The following is a 15633-nucleotide window of genomic DNA, read 5'->3' on the forward strand; positions in this document are numbered from 1 at the left end:
GTATAGTTGTTGCCAACTCCATAGGGGCTACGGTTAACGTCACGGACAATGCGTATGTAGAAGGCGTGGAAACCGGTTTAGTCGTCCGTAATAATGTTAATGGTCAGGCTAACGCGAATCTGAAGGTTGAAAACTCAACCATCAAGGGTGGGGGATTCGGTGTCTATGTCTGGGAAACATCGGGTAAAAGTGGCAGTAATGTTGATATCTCTAATTCCTTGATTGAGGCTAATGGTGGCAGTAATGATGACAAAGCAGTATACATTAGCGAAGGGAGTAGCCTTGTCCATATAACTAACAGCACGATTAAATCGGACGGTCAAGGCATCATGACCAGTAGTGGTTATTCCGGCGCAATAGATATTGCGGACTCAACCATTTCTGCGGCTAAGACTGGATTAAGATTGATAGGAAATAACGGAGATACTTACAACATTTCTAACACTACTGTAAATAGTGGTAATGAAGGCCTTGTAATGTACGGTAGTAAAAATACCAACGTAACGCTGTCTAATGGCACAACAGTAAACGGTGTTAATTATGGGATCTACACTGATGATGCCAGCAATGAAAATAATATCATCAATATTGATAGCTCCTCGGTAAGCTCCTCGACCGGCAATGGTGTTGCTCTGAGTGGCGGTTACACGTTAAATTCAAGCGCAGGGTCAACTATAGAAGGTGATAGCGCCATTATCCTTAAAGGGAATACCATAGGCTCCACCGTTAGCGTGAAAGACTCCACGGTGACCGGCAAAACCAATCTGCTGAAGATTTCCGGTACCAGCGCAGTGGATACGGTCGGTTTCAGCGGTTCTACCCTTTCCGGCGCCATCACCACCTCTTCAGGTGCTGACCAGTCGGTGAACATCGACAGCTCAACCTGGAACGGTAGCGCCGGGAAAACCGGTACCGGCGCGCTGGCGCTGGATATCAGCAACGGCTCAACCTGGATCAACAACGCGGCCACGGATGTTGATGCCATCAGCCTGACCGGTGGCAGCACCATCGTGATGGACGGCGGGAATATCCACACCGCAAATCTTTCCGACACCGCACCGACCACGCTGCTGGCGGCAGCCAGCCCGACAGCGTCCACCATTTACTCCACGTATAACGCGGAAACCGGTTCAGCCTATGTGCTTACCGCCGACAAGGCCACCGGCAGCTTCAATGCCGGCGTCACCTCCAGCTCCAGCGGTGCAGCGGGCGATATGACCGGCAACACCATTGTGCAGGTGACGGACGGTTCCGGTGCGACCTTCAACTCCATGCAAAGCGATGTCGGGGTTTACCGTTACGAATCACGCAGCGTGGCTAACGCAGACGGGTCAACCAGCGTGATCCTCGATAACATTACGCCAGAACCGACGCCAGAACCGACGCCAGAACCGACGCCAGAACCGGCCCCTGGCCCGAACCCGAACCCGAACCCGAACCCGGACTCGCGCACGCTCTCAACCGCCGCGCAGGCTGTGGTGAATACCCGTGCGGCAGCGATGAGCATCTGGAGCGACGAACTGGATGTGCTGAACCGCCGTCTGGATAACGAGCGCCTCACCGGCAGCAGCGACGGCACGGTGAACGCCTGGGGCAGCTACTACGGCGGCTACCACCGTCAGCAGGTCGAGCAGACCAGTTCTGCCTACGATCAGACCAACAACGGCTTTATGTTAGGTGCCGACAAGCGTGTCGATATCGCTCCGGGCAACCTGCTGTTCGGTTTTGCCGCCACCCGCGGGTATTCGGATGTGAACATGCATGACGGCGGCAGTGCAGGCACAGATGTCGACAGCTACGGCGCTTCACTGTATACCTCACTGCGCCTGAACAACGGTCTGTTCTTTGATGCCAGCATCAAGGGTACGCACCTGAAAAACGACATCAGCGTGACGTCTCTGGACGGCGGTCATACCACCGGCGACTATAACAACAATGGCTTCGGCGGAGCTTTCAAAACGGGCTACCACAAGCAGTTTAATGCCTGGTATATCGAACCTTATGCCCAGATTTCTTATGCCCGCTATAACAGCGTCGACTACAAGCTGAAAAATGGCCTGCACACGAAAGATGACGGCAGCACCTCACTGGGTCTGGAAGGCGGTGTGAATGTCGGTACGGCGATGGCGCTGAACAATGGCACCGAGGTCCGTCCGTATGTGCATCTGGCCGTTGCGGGTGAAACCGAGAACAGCAACACCATGGACATCAACGGCGAAAAAATCAACGACAGCACCGACGGTTCACGCGGCATCGTTGGCCTGGGCGCGGATGTGAAGCTCAGCAAAAACCTGAGCGGATGGGCCGGGGCGAACTATGCCAAAGGTCAGGATCACTACGAGTCTCCATGGCAGCTGAATGCCGGTGTCAGCTACACCTGGTAATTTAATGACAGGAGCGAAAACCGGGCATAATGTTATGCCCGGTTTTTTTTTACGAAAAGCCTGCAAGGATAACTTCATATTACAAAGGCTTTAGCATGGCACAAAAGGTAACGCGTTTCTGCGCAGTCAGCTTTCCCCCCCGCCCCTGCCGCCCTCACCTCAGAAACCCATTGCAATCCAGCAACCAAAGAGCCCTGCCTGCAGATACATCAGGTTGGTTCATAAACACGGTTTTATGATAATAGTGGACAAATAAAGAAATTTTATCTGATGTAACAATTAGAACACAATCCTTTTAAGGACTTACAAAAAAAGACTTTTTTTATCTTCGCCAGTATCATCTTTTAAGATCTGCAAGGAGCTCCAGATAATAATATTACGGAGTTTGTTTCAATTAATTATTGTGGAGTCAGGATTGAAAGCCACATTACCTATATTAACTGGCTGCGTTGCAATTGCCCTCATTCATAATACCTCCGACACTGTCAATTTCCGCGGCACCCGTTTTTTAGATAAAGCAGCAAAAAAAGAAGTTTCAGTAATCGTGCGCAACCCATTCAGTGCACCGTATTTAATTGAGGCGGTAGTGAAAAATCTTAACAACGACGTGCACAAATCCCCGCACCTCATCATTCTTCCCTTCTGTCACCAGGAAGGCGGTAAAGAGAACCTAAAGCGCCTTGTTATTGCAGGCACGCTTTCCCAGGATAAAGAGTCGATGTACTGGCTTCGCGTCAAGGCGATTCCGTTTGCGTCTAAGGAAAATAAGACGCTACAGATTGCCGCCGCGACCAGTATCAAACCCATCTATCGCGCTGACGCGCTAAAAGATGCCCACGTTGAAAAACAGAGCGATAAACTCAAGTGGCATGTTACAGGCGAGCGGTTTGAAGGACTTTCTTATGAGGCCTACAGCGGCGGGAAAACAGGGATTATCGATACTGCCTCAGCAGTTGGCACGCCGACGTTTAAAATCCATACACATACTTTGAGTATGGCCTCTGGCAACATACCCGGTACAATCAGTCCTGTTATTACCATGTCATTTGCATACAACTGAGGACGAGCTGCGTACGCAAAACCGCTATCGGAAGGCGGTTTCATGTTTGTTTTTTCTCACAAGGATGTCCAGATGAAGCTAATCCTCCAACCCCATATTCTGTTCAGAGCCTTATCAACCTCCTGACTGATTGTATCGATACGTTCTGATTCGGAATTTTTATCATCTTTTCAACAAACTCTTCTATCATACATTAACAATTATAATTTTTTTGGTAGCCATAAGTATGAAACCTGAAACACATTTCAATACCCTGATCGAGGCAGCCTCTGACACCAGGCGGATCCAGAGTGGTAAGCCACGCCAGCTCATTTCGCTGGAGAAAAAAACCGAGCCAGTAACGTTTATCCTGCATGAGGGAGTCGTTGCGATATACCGAAGCAGCGATCGGCTTCTAATCAAATACATCAAAGCCCCAATGATTACTGGCATGAACGAATTAATTGACACCAACGCCGACATTTTTATAAAGGCCTACAGAAATGTTAGCTATGAGATCCTGCCCACAAAAGAGATGCTTGACGTCATCAGTACGAAGGGATTATGGAAAGAGGCCGCATACTGTTATATGTATGCCGTCCGGCAACTGCTGGTCGCCCACTACTCATCCGTCGGGCTCTCCACCTATGAGTTGATACGACTGAATTTGATTGCCCTGATGAATGAAGATGAAGCGCTGAGTGGTCATGTCAACGTCAGTGATTATATTCTCGAAAAAACCCGACTTTCACGCAGTCGTGTTATGAAAATACTGGGCGATTTGCGTATCGGTGGTTATATTGAGATCAATCGAGGTATTCTGATAAAAATTAATAAACTGCCTGAAAAATATTAAACGCTTTAACGGATAATTAACACAGGGCCGTTATATCTGAAAAAGAATACCGGGGGATAAATTACCTGACGTAAGAACAGCTGCCGCATCACAGCGGCGGCTGGAGCTTTTGTATCGCTTTGCGCAGTTGCAGATCATTCTTGACCCCCAGCTTAAACATAATCTTTCGCTTATGGGTACTGATCGTTTTCTGACTTCGAAACATTTCACGTGATAATTCAATCCCGGTTTTACCGCTTTTCAGGCCAATAAGTACCTTTTTTTCTGCATCGGTAAATATCATACCGTCGGTTATATTATTTTCCTGCTCCTGCAGTCGCAGGAAGTGAGCACTGATATAACGTTGTTTTTTCATACTGTGTTTTATTAGCTCACGCAGTTCAAGCAGACGTTCATCCACACAAAGCAGTGAACACCGGTATGACCTCATGAGCTGATGTGCCAGCTTCTCCTGACATGCAGAGAGCATAACCAGAGCAGTTCCTTCACCTGACCGGCAGAGACTTTCGTACTCCGCGGAGGAGATATCAGTAAGCGTGTCATATGCGGTAAAATCAAGCAAAGTCAGATGCGCGTTATCCTGCCGTGTAAGTTCATATTTCCAGTCAGGGTTTTGTTCGCGAAAAGCCTTCAGGCTGGATATAAACCCGCTCATTAGAGTCGGATGAACCACACGGGAACAAACAGTAAAAGTAAACATAGTTCTCCAGATGTTCAGACTGAATAAATCTGATCCAAACGGTTAAGCAGATCCAGCCAACTGGCTGACTTTTGCAGGCTCAGACGTAACCGGATGTTTTGTTTATGGGTGAAGACCGTTTTATATCCCATATGGCGCAGACTGGCGATCTCATAGGCACTCAGACCTCGGGCGCAGTCGATAAGAATATTCAGTTCAGAGTGTGTGAGCCTATTTTTTCTATTCATGTTATTTATTAGCGGGGAGCGTAAAGGTAAATATCCTGAACTGAAATTTTTGGATAAAATACGCTTAGCGAGTTCTTCATCCAAATAATTTTCGCAGAGAAGCGTCTGTACACCAAGCTCGTACATCAGTCTGATAAGCAGGACATCCCGTTTTGCGACCCAGACGATAATTTCTTTTCCCTGCATTATCAGATGATGAATTATCCGTAATAGAGAATATATTTCTTCACCGGCACCACTAACGCCTGCAGCGAATAAAGACGTTTGATCATTAAAAGGAGACACCTCCTCTATGAGAGCGTCTTGTTCAATCACTAACAGAGAGCCATTGACGGCCTGGATGCTGTTTTTAGCCGCATTGCGAAACAGTGGCCGAGGTTCATAAAGTATAATTTCTGTTATTTTTTGCTGTAACATCGTATCATTTATAAATATAATTCCATATAGATTGATATTAGATAAATATGCGGAAATATTGGAGCGGTTTTGTGTCCAATAAAGGATGTCAATTGCACAGAAATCATTTTTTGGAATTCCCTGCGCGGGATTTATATTTTTTGGCAGGAAAACGATGGTCGCTGGTTTGGTACCATCGACAACTCCTGCGGTATGAGCGCGGGGCAGTTGTCAGCGACGGCAAAAAGATCGGCATCGCCGGAAGTGGTCGATTGGGTAAGACTGTACATCCCACCAAAATTTGCCCCAACCTTCCCCGAGCAACTGGTGTATTGTTTTTAGACAATTCAATCCTCTAAAGGACACCTGCGCAATGATCACCATCCTCGGCAAAACCACTTCCATCAACGTGCGTAAAGTGCTCTGGACCTGCGAAGAAGCAGGCCTCGAATATCTACAGGAAGATTACGGCAGCGGTTTTGCCTCAACGGAAACGGAGGCCTTCCGCGCGCTGAATCCCAACGCCATGGTGCCGGTGCTGATCGATGACGATTTCGTGCTGTGGGAATCCAACGCCATCTGCCGTTACCTGGCGCGCAAGGCCGGACGTCACGATCTGCTGCCCGCAGAACCGCAGGCCTGCGCCAACGTCGAGCGTTGGATGGACTGGCAGGCGACCGAATTTAACAACGCCTGGCGCTATGTCTTCCCGGCGCTGGGGCGTAAAAACCCGGACTTTAACGATCCTGAACGTATTGCGGCGGGAATAAAAGAGTGGAACCACTGCATCACCATCCTGGAAATCCAGCTGCAGCGCACCGGCGCCTTTGCGGCGGGCGAGACGTTTACCCTTGCGGACGTGGTGCTTGGGCTGTCGGTGAATCGCTGGAAAATGACGCCCTTTGATAAGCCCGACGTGCCCGCGATCGAGGCCTGGTTTGAACGCCTTAACCAGCGACCGGCGTTTTTGCGTCACGGAAATAACGGCATGATTTAAAGTATTCTCGACCCCATTTTGAGTAAGGATATTTTAATTAATTACTAAACCCTGAAAGTCGTCAGAGGGAATAATAATTAAGCCATATCCTGGACAGCCCGATGCGCCGCTTTGCTAGCCTGAATATTCAGGCAAAGCTCAATCTGGAGGTATTCTTGCTGATTAGACTCAAGAAAGAACGAACGCATAAGGAGGATCGCCGGCTTGCTCTCTGGCTGGCGACCTCGGCAGGTTTGCTGAATGCCATCGCTCTCGGGGCATTTGGTTTTTTCCCCTCACACATGACCGGCAACACCTCACAGTTATCGAGCGAAGTCTCTTCCACCGATCTGAGCGATATGATTTTCTTCGGCTCGATTATTCTCTCTTTTGTCGCAGGCGCCATTATTGCGCGCATGATTGTGATATGGGGCATTATTCATAACGTCAGGCTGGTTTTTTGCCAGATCCTGTTTGTCGAAGGGTTATTACTGACCGGCGTCTCCTTCTACGAGATGTATTTTCATGCCCTCACCAGCAACCGCGTGATTATTCTTTTTCTGTGCGGACTAATGGGCATTCATAACTCCACCTCCACGCAGCTTTCCGGCGGGCGGGTGAGATCAACGCACATTACCGGCACGCTGACGGACGCGGGGATATCCCTGGCCTCGGTACTGGTGGCGATGCTGCGCAGGGATTACTCCAAAGATACGGCGGCGCAAAAAAGCCAGCTGACAACCCACTTAACCACCCTTTTCTCGTTTATTTCGGGCGGTATCGCGGGGCTGCTGCTGTTCAGATGGATCGGGGTTAACGCCATGCTGGCACTCGGGTTGATGCTCGCCGTGGTCGCTATCGTTTCAATTATCACCGTCTCGACGCGGGTTCGACGGGTTCGTGCCTCTCTCTGAAGTTAATGACCGATATCCGGCGTATGAGCTCCTTAGATGTGACACCGTCACATCTAAAAATTCGCTTTAGGACTATTCTGTCTGACCCTCAATCAGCCCTTATGCCATAAGGCCTAACCCAAGGTTGTCACTGTTTTCATAGGGTTACTGATTTTACCCCTTCGCTGGAACCCTTCCCAAACGCTTGCTATAGGTGAAATACCCCTGCCGAAACATGGCATAACAACAGGCAACCGGTGGTTGCTATAACGCATGCGCACAGGGAGACACACCGCAATGCACCCATTACTCAAACGTTCGCTGCTGTTTGTCGGCGCCATTATCGTGGTCCTCGCCCTCCTCGTCTGGGGCATCGGGCTGGAAACGATAAGGGCGCGCCAGGTTGACCTGGTTTATCTCGGGCAACAGCACATGATTCTGGTTTTCTCATCGATGCTTTTTGCCCTGCTGGTCGGTATTCCAGCCGGCATTCTGCTGAGCCGCCCGGCCGCGCGGGGTATCGCCGAATATGTGATGCAAATTTTTAACGTCGGCAACACGCTCCCGCCGCTGGCCGTACTGGCGCTGGCGATGGTGGTGATTGGCATTGGCGATACGCCCGCCATCATCGCCCTGTTCCTCGCCTCGCTGCTGCCAATCGTGCGCAATACCTACGCCGGGCTGTGCTCGGTACCGCCGTCGCTGCTGGAAGCGGCAAACGGCATCGGGATGACCAAATGGCAGCTTCTGCGTCAGGTTGAGCTGCCAGCCGCCTGGCCGGTCATGCTCTCGGGGATCCGCATCGCCACCGCCATTAACGTCGGTACCGCGCCGCTGGCGTTCCTGATTGGGGCCAGCAGCTACGGCGAGCTGATTTTCCCCGGTATCTACCTGAACGATTTCCCGACCCTGATCCTCGGCGCGGCGGCCACCGCCCTGTTCGCCCTGATCCTCGATACCCTGCTGGCGGCGCTGGGTCGCGTAATGAGTCCCCATCTCGCTCGATAACTATAACAAGGAGCTTCTATGAGACTGTTTTCCGGCCTGACGGCGCTGTGTGCCGCGGCGCTGTTCACCAGCCAGGCGATGGCGGCCCCGCTGATTCTGGCGACCAAGAGCTTTACCGAGCAGCATATTCTCTCGGCGATGACCGTGCAGTACCTGCATAAGAAAGGTTTTCAGGTCCAGCCGCAAACCAACATTGCCACGGTGATCTCCCGCAACGCGATGATCAACAAGCAGATTGACATGACCTGGGAGTACACCGGCACGTCCTTGATTATCTTTAACCATATCAACCAGCGCATGTCGCCGCAGGAGTCTTACGAGACGGTGAAACGCCTGGACGCAAAGCACGGTCTGGTCTGGCTCAAGCCCGCCGATATGAACAACACCTACGCTTTCGCCATGCAGCGCAAGCGCGCCGAGGCGGAACACATCAACACCATGTCAGAGATGGTGGCGAAGATTGAGCAGATCCGTAAAACCAACCCGGACAAAAACTGGCTGCTGGGATTAGACCTGGAATTTGCCGGGCGCAGCGACGGCATGAAGCCGCTGCAGGCAGCCTACAAGATGGATCTGGACCGCCCGCAAATCCGTCAGATGGACCCCGGTCTGGTCTATAACGCGGTGCGCGACGGCTTCGTTGACGCCGGCCTGATTTACACCACCGACGGGCGCGTGAAAGGCTTCGACCTCAAGGTGCTGGAAGACGATAAAGGCTTCTTCCCGAGCTACGCGGTGACGCCGGTGGTGCGTAAGGACACGCTGGAGGCCAACCCCGGTCTGGAAGAGGCGCTCAACACCCTCTCGGCGCAGCTCAACAACGACGTTATCACCGAGCTGAACAAGAAGGTGGATATCGACCATCAGTCACCGCAGCAGGTCGCCCGCGATTTCCTGCGTAGCAAACAGCTGCTGTAGGAGGCGCTATGGAGACGATTCACTACATTCTGGACAACTGGGATTACCTCTTAACCCTCACCCTTCAGCACCTGTGGCTGGTGGCGCTGGCCGTAGGTTTAGCCATCATCATCGGCGTACCGCTGGGGATTCTGATTGTCCGCCATAAGTGGCTGGCAACGCCGGTGCTGGGGATTGCAACCATCGTGCTGACCATTCCGTCCATCGCCCTGTTTGGCCTGATGATCCCGCTGTTTTCGCTGATCGGTCAGGGTATTGGCGCCCTGCCCGCAATTACGGCGGTATTTCTCTACTCGCTGCTGCCGATTGTGCGTAATACCCATACGGCGCTCGACAGCCTGCCGCCGGGCCTGCGCGAAGCCGGACGCGGCATCGGCATGACCTTCTGGCAGCGTCTGCGCTGGGTTGAAATCCCGATGGCGCTGCCGGTGATTTTCGGCGGGATCCGCACCGCAGTGGTGATGAATATCGGCGTGATGGCGATTGCCGCCGTAATCGGCGCGGGCGGGCTGGGCCTGCTGCTGCTCAACGGCATTGGCGGAAGCGATATTCGCATGTTGATTGCGGGCGCGCTGATGATTTGTCTTTTAGCGATTGTGCTCGACTGGCTGCTGCACCGTCTGCAGGTGGTTCTGACTCCAAAGGGGATTCGATAATGATAAAACTGGAAAACCTCACCAAACAATTTTCACAGAAGCACGGCCAGTCCTTTAAGGCCGTCGACAACGTTAACCTGACCGTACCCGAAGGGGAAATGTGCGTCCTGCTCGGCCCCTCCGGCTGCGGGAAGACCACCACCCTGAAGATGATTAACCGCCTCATTACCCCAAGCAGCGGGACAATCCTGATCAACGGTGAAGACACCAGCGGGATGGACACCGTCACCCTGCGCCGCAACATTGGCTACGTTATCCAGCAGATTGGCCTGTTCCCTAACATGACCATCGAAGAGAACATCACCGTCGTGCCGCGCATGCTGGGCTGGGATAAAGCGCGCTGCAAAACCCGCGCCGAAGAGCTGATGGATATGGTGGCGATGGATCCGCATAAGTTCCTCAACCGCTACCCGCGCGAGATGTCCGGCGGCCAGCAGCAGCGTATCGGCGTCATCCGCGCCCTGGCGGCGGATCCTCCGGTACTGCTGATGGATGAACCCTTCGGCGCGGTGGACCCGATCAACCGCGAGGTGATCCAGAACCAGTTCCTGGAGATGCAGCGCAAGCTGAAAAAAACCGTCATGCTGGTCAGCCACGATATCGACGAAGCCCTGAAGCTCGGCGACCGTATTGCGGTGTTCCGTCAGGGGAAAATCGTGCAGTGCGCCAGCCCGGATGAGCTGCTGGCGAAACCGGCGAATGAGTTTGTCGGCTCGTTTGTCGGTCAGGACCGGACGCTGAAGCGCCTGCTGCTGGTATCGGCGGGCGACGTGACTGACCAGCAGCCGACCATTACGGTGCGGGGCTCTACTCCGCTTCCCGAAGCCTTTGCGACCATGGATGATAATGACATTCGGGCCGTTACGGTGGTTGACGAGCACGGCAAACCGCTGGGCTTTGTGAAGCGTCGCGAAGCGCGTAACGCCAGCGGTACCTGCGCCGACATTCTCCATCCGTTCCGCATGACCGGCAAGGCGGAAGACAACCTGCGCGTGGTGCTTTCACGTCTGTATGAGAGTAATACCAGCTGGATGCCGATTGTTGATGAGGACGGTCGCTACAACGGCGAGATTTCGCAGGACTATATTGCCGAGTACCTGAGCTCCGGACGCACGCGCCGGGCGCTGAATATTCATAGCGACAGCTAACCTTTCTGGCCGGGCATCGCCCGGCTTTTTCGCACGCAGACCTTTTGCTAACCCCGCGATTTCCCGCCACAATATCGTATCGTCCCCGTTAAAACGCGACCCATGCAACGTCTTCATACCTACCCCGATATCCGCGCGATGTTTCGTCGCCTGCTGATTGCCACCGTCACCGGCGTGCTGGCCGCGCTCGCCGTTGCGGTATTCCGCCACAGCATGTACCTGCTGGAGTGGCTGCTTCTCAGCAACGACAGCGGCAGCCTGGTGAATGCGGCCGCGTCGCTCTCGCCCTGGCGACGCGCATTGACGCCAGCGCTGGGTGGGCTGGCTGCCGGACTGCTGCTCTGGGGATGGCAGCGTCTGACCGCGCAGCGGCCTCATGCCCCCACCGATTACATGGAAGCGCTGGAGACCGGAGACGGCCAGTTTGACTACGGCGCCAGCCTTGTGAAATCCCTTGCCTCGCTGCTGGTCGTGGCCAGCGGAAGCGCCATCGGGCGTGAAGGGGCGATGATCCTGCTTGCCGCCCTCGCCGCCTCCCTTTTCGCCCGGCGCTTTACGCCCAAATCCGAATGGAAATTATGGATAGCCTGCGGTGCCGCCGCCGGGATGGCCAGCGCCTATCACGCGCCCTTAGCCGGAAGCCTGTTCATCGCGGAAATTCTGTTTGGCACGCTGATGCTGGCCTCGCTCGGCCCCGTGGTGATTGCGGCGGTGGTGGCGCTTCTCACCACTCAGCTCCTGGCTCCGGGCGCGGGTACGCTCTACGCGGTCCATCTGGGCGGCCTCCTTACCGCGGCCGATTATGCTCTTCTCGTCGCGATGGGGCTGGTGGCGGGCCTCTGCGGACCGCTGCTGATGTGGCTGATGGACGTCAGCCACGGGCTTTTCCTGCGCCTCAAGCTTTCGCCGCCGTGGCAATTAGCGCTGGGCGGTGCGATCGTCGGGCTGCTGTCTCTTCTCACGCCGAAGGTGTGGGGGAATGGCTACAGCGTGGTTCAGGCTTTTCTGCTCGCCCCGCCGCTGCTGTCGGTGATTGCCGGGGTGTTCATCTGTAAACTGCTGGCGGTACTGGCGAGCAGCGGATCGGGCGCGCCCGGTGGGGTGTTTACGCCTACGCTGTTTGTCGGTATGGCAACAGGAATGCTGTTCGCGCAGCTTTTCGCGCTGTGGCTACCGGGCTCTGAGACGGCGATTTTGCTGGGGCTGGCGGGGATGGCAACGCTACTTGCCGCCACCACGCATGCGCCCATTATGTCGGCGCTGATGGTCTGTGAAATGACCGGGCAGTATTTTTTACTGCCCGGCCTGCTGGTCGCCTGCGTGGTGGCGTCCGTGCTGTCGCGGACGTTACGCCACGACTCGGTCTACGGTCAACACGCCACCGAGGGCAGAGAGATCGATGTACTGCGCTAGCTCGCGCTGCTCGGCGCGGGGCAGATAAGGCAGTTCACCCACCAGCGGCCCGGGCAGCTTTTTGCTCAGCACGTCGATGATCTCGGCGTAGTGCGCCAGGCCCGGGTTAATGCGGTTTGCCACCCAGCCAATCAGCGGCAGGCCATCATTGGCGATCGCCTGCGCCGTCAGCAGCGCGTGGTTGATGCACCCTTCCTGGATACCCACCACCATTACCACCGGAAGCTGTTCCTGTACGACCCATTCAGACAGCGGGCGCAAATCATTCATCAGGCTGCGCCAGCCGCCCGTCCCTTCCACCACCACGTGGTCCACCTTTTCGCTCAGGTTCGCCAGGCCGTCGGACAACAGGGGATAATTAATCAGGCCGCTGTGCGCTACGCTGCTCTCCTCTTCGCTTAACGCAATGGGATTGACCGCGTGATAAGGCAGTTCCAGCGACGAGACGCTTTGCAGCACCAGGGCGTCTTTATTACGCAATCCCTCTGGCGTCTCTTTACTGCCTTTTGCGACCGGTTTGTACCCTGCCACGCGTTTACCGCTTGCTGCCAGCGCCTGCAGCAATGCGCGGGATACGACGGTCTTGCCGACAGAGGTATCAGTACCAGTAACAAAGAAACGCTTAAGCATGACTCACTCCACCTCTTGGGTATGCTTCGAAAATATAAACCAGGTAAATAATTCAGTGGAGGAAGTCTACGGGATGCGTGCGCTACCCGGCTTGAGATAGCGCAATTTTTCTTACATCTGCGGAAAAGAGTTAACCCTGCAGCAGGCGGATCAACAGCGAGCCGTTATACATGGCATCTTTGACCAGCGCCGCGCCGGCCATGGTTCCCTGGTTGGAAAACTGGGTGCTTTCTACCGCAATATTTTTGCTGTAGGCGGGAAGCGACTGCTGATGGATGCAGGCCGAAATCGCCGGGAAGAGGATCTCCGCCGCCTGGCTCAGCGGTGAGCCAATAAGGATTTTTTGCGGATTGAAGAGGTTCACCATAATGGCCAGTATACGGCCAACGTTATTCCCCACGCCGGTAATAATGTCCTTCGCCAGCAAATCGCCCTGGCGCGCGGCGGCGCAGAGGGAATCCACCGTCAGGGGTTGTCCGTGCAGCGAGGAGCTCATGGACTGGCTGAGCCGGACCTGCGCAAGCTCCAGCACGCTTTCCACGCTGGCAATGGTCTCCAGACAGCCGTGGTTTCCGCAGTAGCAGCGCTTGCCGTACGGGTCGACCTGGGTATGACCGATTTCCACCAGGCTACTGCTCCCGGCGTGGAGAAGACGTCCGTCGGTAATCACGCCCGCCCCGACGTTATGGTCGATGACCACCTGAATCACATCCCGCGCGCCGCGCGACGCGCCAAACAGCGCTTCCGCCATTGTCCAGGCGCTGATGTCATGCTGGATATAGACCGGTACGCCGGTATGGTTTTTCAGCACCTCGCCCAGTGGCATCTCTTTGACATCGTCGTAAAACGGCATGCGGTGAACAATACCGTTTTCGGTATCAATAATGCCCGGCATGGTGATGGCAATCGCGGTTAAGCGTTCAAGCCGCTGCTGATGGCGGATAAAGAAGTGATCGATATGCGAGACAATCGCGTCGAGGAGCGGTTCCTCCGCGTTGAGCGGCAGTTCAAGACGGTCTTCCACCACCAGCTTGCTACTCAGGTCGCGCAGCGCAAGGAAGATCTCCCCCCGGCTGATGCGCAGTGACAGGTAGTGCCACGCTTCCGTTTCAACCACCAGCCCGACTGCCGGACGGCCGCGGCTGCCCGGCTCCTGAATTTCCGTCTCCTGAACCAGGTGCGCTTCCAGCATCTCGCGGACAATCTTGGTGATACTGGCAGGTGCCAGTTGTGCCAGGCGCGAAAGATCGATACGCGAAACCGGACCAAGCTGATCAATCAGGCGATACACCGCGCCAGCGTTGGTCTGCTTAATCTGATCGATATGCCCTGGCTGACTATCAGCAACCACCTCGTACTCCCTTATTTTCGAGCTTCGAAATAAACTGTTTGCTATGGTGAAGCACTTGCATGGCCGTCGTCAAATATTTACTTAGCCATGTGATTTACCGCACATTTTTACCCTCTTTTACGTGAAAATGCCGCCCGGCAGAGGCGCTCATTAGCTGCTGTTTGAAGCGCTGTGCGGCATGGCTCTGTTCACGGTGTTTTGACCACACCAGCCACATTTCGGAAACGGCATCCTCTTCGGCGATGGTCACCCAGCGCATTTCGCGCAGTTGCACCCGCTTAAAGGAGGCCGGAAGAATAGACACGCCCAGACCGGCCGCGACCAGGCCGATGATGGTCATCGCTTCCCCTACTTCCTGGGTGATGACCGGGGCAAGATCGTAGCGGCGCATCAACCCCAGGATATCGTCATACAGGCCCGTCCCGACCTGCGGGTCAAAAAAGACAAACGGCTCTTTTGCCAGCTCTGCCAGCGAAACCGACGGACGCGACGCCAGCGGGTGATCGTGCGGGATCATAGCCATCAGCGGTTCGCGCAGGATCACCTCCCACGCCAGCGTGTCCGGCAGCTGGGTGTTACGCATCAGCCCCAGATCCAGCGAACCCTCATTCAGCGGCGCAATCTGCTCGCGGGTGTTGATTTCGCGCGTCTGAATGTGAACATCCGGAAAGTGGCGACGAAATGACGAAAGGGTCTCCGAGACGGCGCTGATAAACGGCGCGGACGAGGTAAACCCGATCCGAAGCTCTCCGGCTTCCCCGAGATAGAGCCGTTCAGCACGGGCGGCGGCGTCATCGACCATGCTCAGAATTTGTCGGCTGTCGATCAGGAACTGCTTACCCGCCGCCGTCAGGCTCACGCTGCGGTTGGTGCGGGCCAGAAGGCGCGCCCCGACCTGCTGCTCCAGGATCTGAATCTGCTGGCTTAACGGTGGCTGAGAGATATTCAGCCGTGCCGCCGCGCGGCCAAAATGCAGCTCCTCGGCGACGGCGACAAAGTAGCGAAGATGACGCAGCTCGATATTCATATTTTTAAAGT

15 protein-coding genes are annotated in these 15633 nt (G+C 54.5%); 10 read left to right on the forward strand and 5 right to left on the reverse strand.

Annotated elements, in window-relative coordinates:
* The first annotated feature begins 476 nt into the window (after positions 1–476).
* From M2422_RS04520 to M2422_RS04530, 3 genes are all read left to right on the forward strand, one after another.
* Positions 477–2384, forward strand: a complete 1908-nt coding sequence (locus M2422_RS04520; RefSeq protein WP_259140102.1) for an autotransporter outer membrane beta-barrel domain-containing protein — start codon at positions 477–479, stop codon at positions 2382–2384.
* Positions 2385–2799: 415 nt separating this feature from the next.
* On the forward strand, positions 2800–3444 hold the full coding sequence (locus M2422_RS04525) for a molecular chaperone (protein WP_196767422.1): 645 nt from the start codon (positions 2800–2802) through the stop codon (positions 3442–3444).
* A 226-nt stretch (positions 3445–3670) separates the two neighbouring features.
* Entirely contained in the window at positions 3671–4279 is a 609-nt protein-coding gene (locus M2422_RS04530) for a helix-turn-helix domain-containing protein (RefSeq protein WP_050595278.1), read from the forward strand.
* Between the two features lie 88 nt (positions 4280–4367).
* Here the strand turns inward: M2422_RS04530 and M2422_RS04535 are convergent, their stop codons facing one another.
* Both M2422_RS04535 and M2422_RS04540 read right to left on the reverse strand, forming a co-directional pair.
* On the reverse strand, positions 4368–4979 hold the full coding sequence (locus tag M2422_RS04535) for a helix-turn-helix transcriptional regulator (RefSeq protein WP_081273700.1): 612 nt from the start codon (positions 4977–4979) through the stop codon (positions 4368–4370).
* A gap of 14 nt (positions 4980–4993) precedes the next feature.
* Positions 4994–5623 carry a hypothetical protein gene (locus tag M2422_RS04540; protein WP_259140103.1) on the reverse strand — a complete coding sequence of 210 codons (630 nt, stop codon included), beginning with the start codon at positions 5621–5623 and terminating at the stop codon, positions 4994–4996.
* Between the two features lie 352 nt (positions 5624–5975).
* Between M2422_RS04540 and M2422_RS04545 the strand changes: the two genes are divergently transcribed.
* From M2422_RS04545 to clcB, 7 genes are all read left to right on the forward strand, one after another.
* Positions 5976–6599 (forward strand): glutathione S-transferase family protein, encoded by a 624-nt coding sequence (locus M2422_RS04545; protein ID WP_064672400.1) that lies wholly within the window; start codon positions 5976–5978, stop codon positions 6597–6599.
* 101 nt (positions 6600–6700) lie between these two features.
* Positions 6701–7492: a YoaK family protein gene (locus M2422_RS04550; RefSeq protein ID WP_074399119.1), complete on the forward strand. Its 792-nt coding sequence runs from the start codon at positions 6701–6703 to the stop codon at positions 7490–7492.
* A 276-nt stretch (positions 7493–7768) separates the two neighbouring features.
* The gene (gene osmY / locus M2422_RS04555) at positions 7769–8479 is read left to right on the forward strand and encodes an osmoprotectant ABC transporter permease OsmY (protein WP_064672399.1); all 711 of its coding nucleotides are present in this window, start codon (positions 7769–7771) and stop codon (positions 8477–8479) included.
* 18 nt (positions 8480–8497) lie between these two features.
* Positions 8498–9397, forward strand: a complete 900-nt coding sequence (osmX, locus tag M2422_RS04560; RefSeq protein ID WP_064672398.1) for an osmoprotectant ABC transporter substrate-binding protein OsmX — start codon at positions 8498–8500, stop codon at positions 9395–9397.
* Between the two features lie 8 nt (positions 9398–9405).
* Positions 9406–10053: an osmoprotectant ABC transporter permease OsmW gene (gene osmW / locus M2422_RS04565; RefSeq protein ID WP_006808875.1), complete on the forward strand. Its 648-nt coding sequence runs from the start codon at positions 9406–9408 to the stop codon at positions 10051–10053.
* Positions 10053–11201, forward strand: a complete 1149-nt coding sequence (gene osmV, locus M2422_RS04570; RefSeq protein WP_064672397.1) for an osmoprotectant ABC transporter ATP-binding protein OsmV — start codon at positions 10053–10055, stop codon at positions 11199–11201. Before osmW ends, osmV begins: the two co-directional genes overlap by 1 nt.
* A gap of 102 nt (positions 11202–11303) precedes the next feature.
* Positions 11304–12614, forward strand: a complete 1311-nt coding sequence (gene clcB / locus M2422_RS04575) for a voltage-gated ClC-type chloride channel ClcB (protein ID WP_259140112.1) — start codon at positions 11304–11306, stop codon at positions 12612–12614.
* Here the strand turns inward: clcB and bioD are convergent.
* The 3 genes from bioD to M2422_RS04590 form a co-directional block, all read right to left on the reverse strand.
* Positions 12549–13244, reverse strand: coding sequence for a dethiobiotin synthase (bioD, locus tag M2422_RS04580; RefSeq protein ID WP_023311511.1), 696 nt, complete (start codon positions 13242–13244; stop codon positions 12549–12551). The two genes, clcB and bioD, sit on opposite strands and share 66 nt — an antisense overlap.
* A 130-nt stretch (positions 13245–13374) precedes the next feature.
* On the reverse strand, positions 13375–14595 hold the full coding sequence (mlc, locus tag M2422_RS04585; protein ID WP_023311510.1) for a sugar metabolism global transcriptional regulator Mlc: 1221 nt from the start codon (positions 14593–14595) through the stop codon (positions 13375–13377).
* Between the two features lie 94 nt (positions 14596–14689).
* A complete protein-coding gene (locus M2422_RS04590) occupies positions 14690–15622 on the reverse strand; it encodes a LysR family transcriptional regulator (RefSeq protein ID WP_064672395.1) in 933 nt (310 codons plus the stop codon).
* Between the last annotated feature and the right edge of the window lie 11 nt (positions 15623–15633).

It is taken from the genome of Enterobacter sp. SLBN-59, assembly GCF_024807915.1.
Lineage (GTDB): Bacteria > Pseudomonadota > Gammaproteobacteria > Enterobacterales > Enterobacteriaceae > Enterobacter > Enterobacter asburiae_B.

Excerpts from the sequence above, each read along its gene's own strand:
- M2422_RS04520 (WP_259140102.1), top strand. The coding sequence starts at position 477 with ATGTACGGTAGTAAAAATACCAACGTAACGCTGTCTAATGGCACAACA.
- M2422_RS04530 (WP_050595278.1), top strand. The coding sequence starts at position 3,671 with ATGAAACCTGAAACACATTTCAATACCCTGATCGAGGCAGCCTCTGAC.
- M2422_RS04535 (WP_081273700.1), bottom strand. The coding sequence starts at position 4,979 with ATGTTTACTTTTACTGTTTGTTCCCGTGTGGTTCATCCGACTCTAATG.
- M2422_RS04540 (WP_259140103.1), bottom strand. The coding sequence starts at position 5,623 with ATGTTACAGCAAAAAATAACAGAAATTATACTTTATGAACCTCGGCCA.
- M2422_RS04545 (WP_064672400.1), top strand. The coding sequence starts at position 5,976 with ATGATCACCATCCTCGGCAAAACCACTTCCATCAACGTGCGTAAAGTG.
- M2422_RS04550 (WP_074399119.1), top strand. The coding sequence starts at position 6,701 with ATGCGCCGCTTTGCTAGCCTGAATATTCAGGCAAAGCTCAATCTGGAG.
- osmY (WP_064672399.1), top strand. The coding sequence starts at position 7,769 with ATGCACCCATTACTCAAACGTTCGCTGCTGTTTGTCGGCGCCATTATC.
- osmX (WP_064672398.1), top strand. The coding sequence starts at position 8,498 with ATGAGACTGTTTTCCGGCCTGACGGCGCTGTGTGCCGCGGCGCTGTTC.
- osmW (WP_006808875.1), top strand. The coding sequence starts at position 9,406 with ATGGAGACGATTCACTACATTCTGGACAACTGGGATTACCTCTTAACC.
- osmV (WP_064672397.1), top strand. The coding sequence starts at position 10,053 with ATGATAAAACTGGAAAACCTCACCAAACAATTTTCACAGAAGCACGGC.
- clcB (WP_259140112.1), top strand. The coding sequence starts at position 11,304 with ATGCAACGTCTTCATACCTACCCCGATATCCGCGCGATGTTTCGTCGC.
- bioD (WP_023311511.1), bottom strand. The coding sequence starts at position 13,244 with ATGCTTAAGCGTTTCTTTGTTACTGGTACTGATACCTCTGTCGGCAAG.
- M2422_RS04590 (WP_064672395.1), bottom strand. The coding sequence starts at position 15,622 with ATGAATATCGAGCTGCGTCATCTTCGCTACTTTGTCGCCGTCGCCGAG.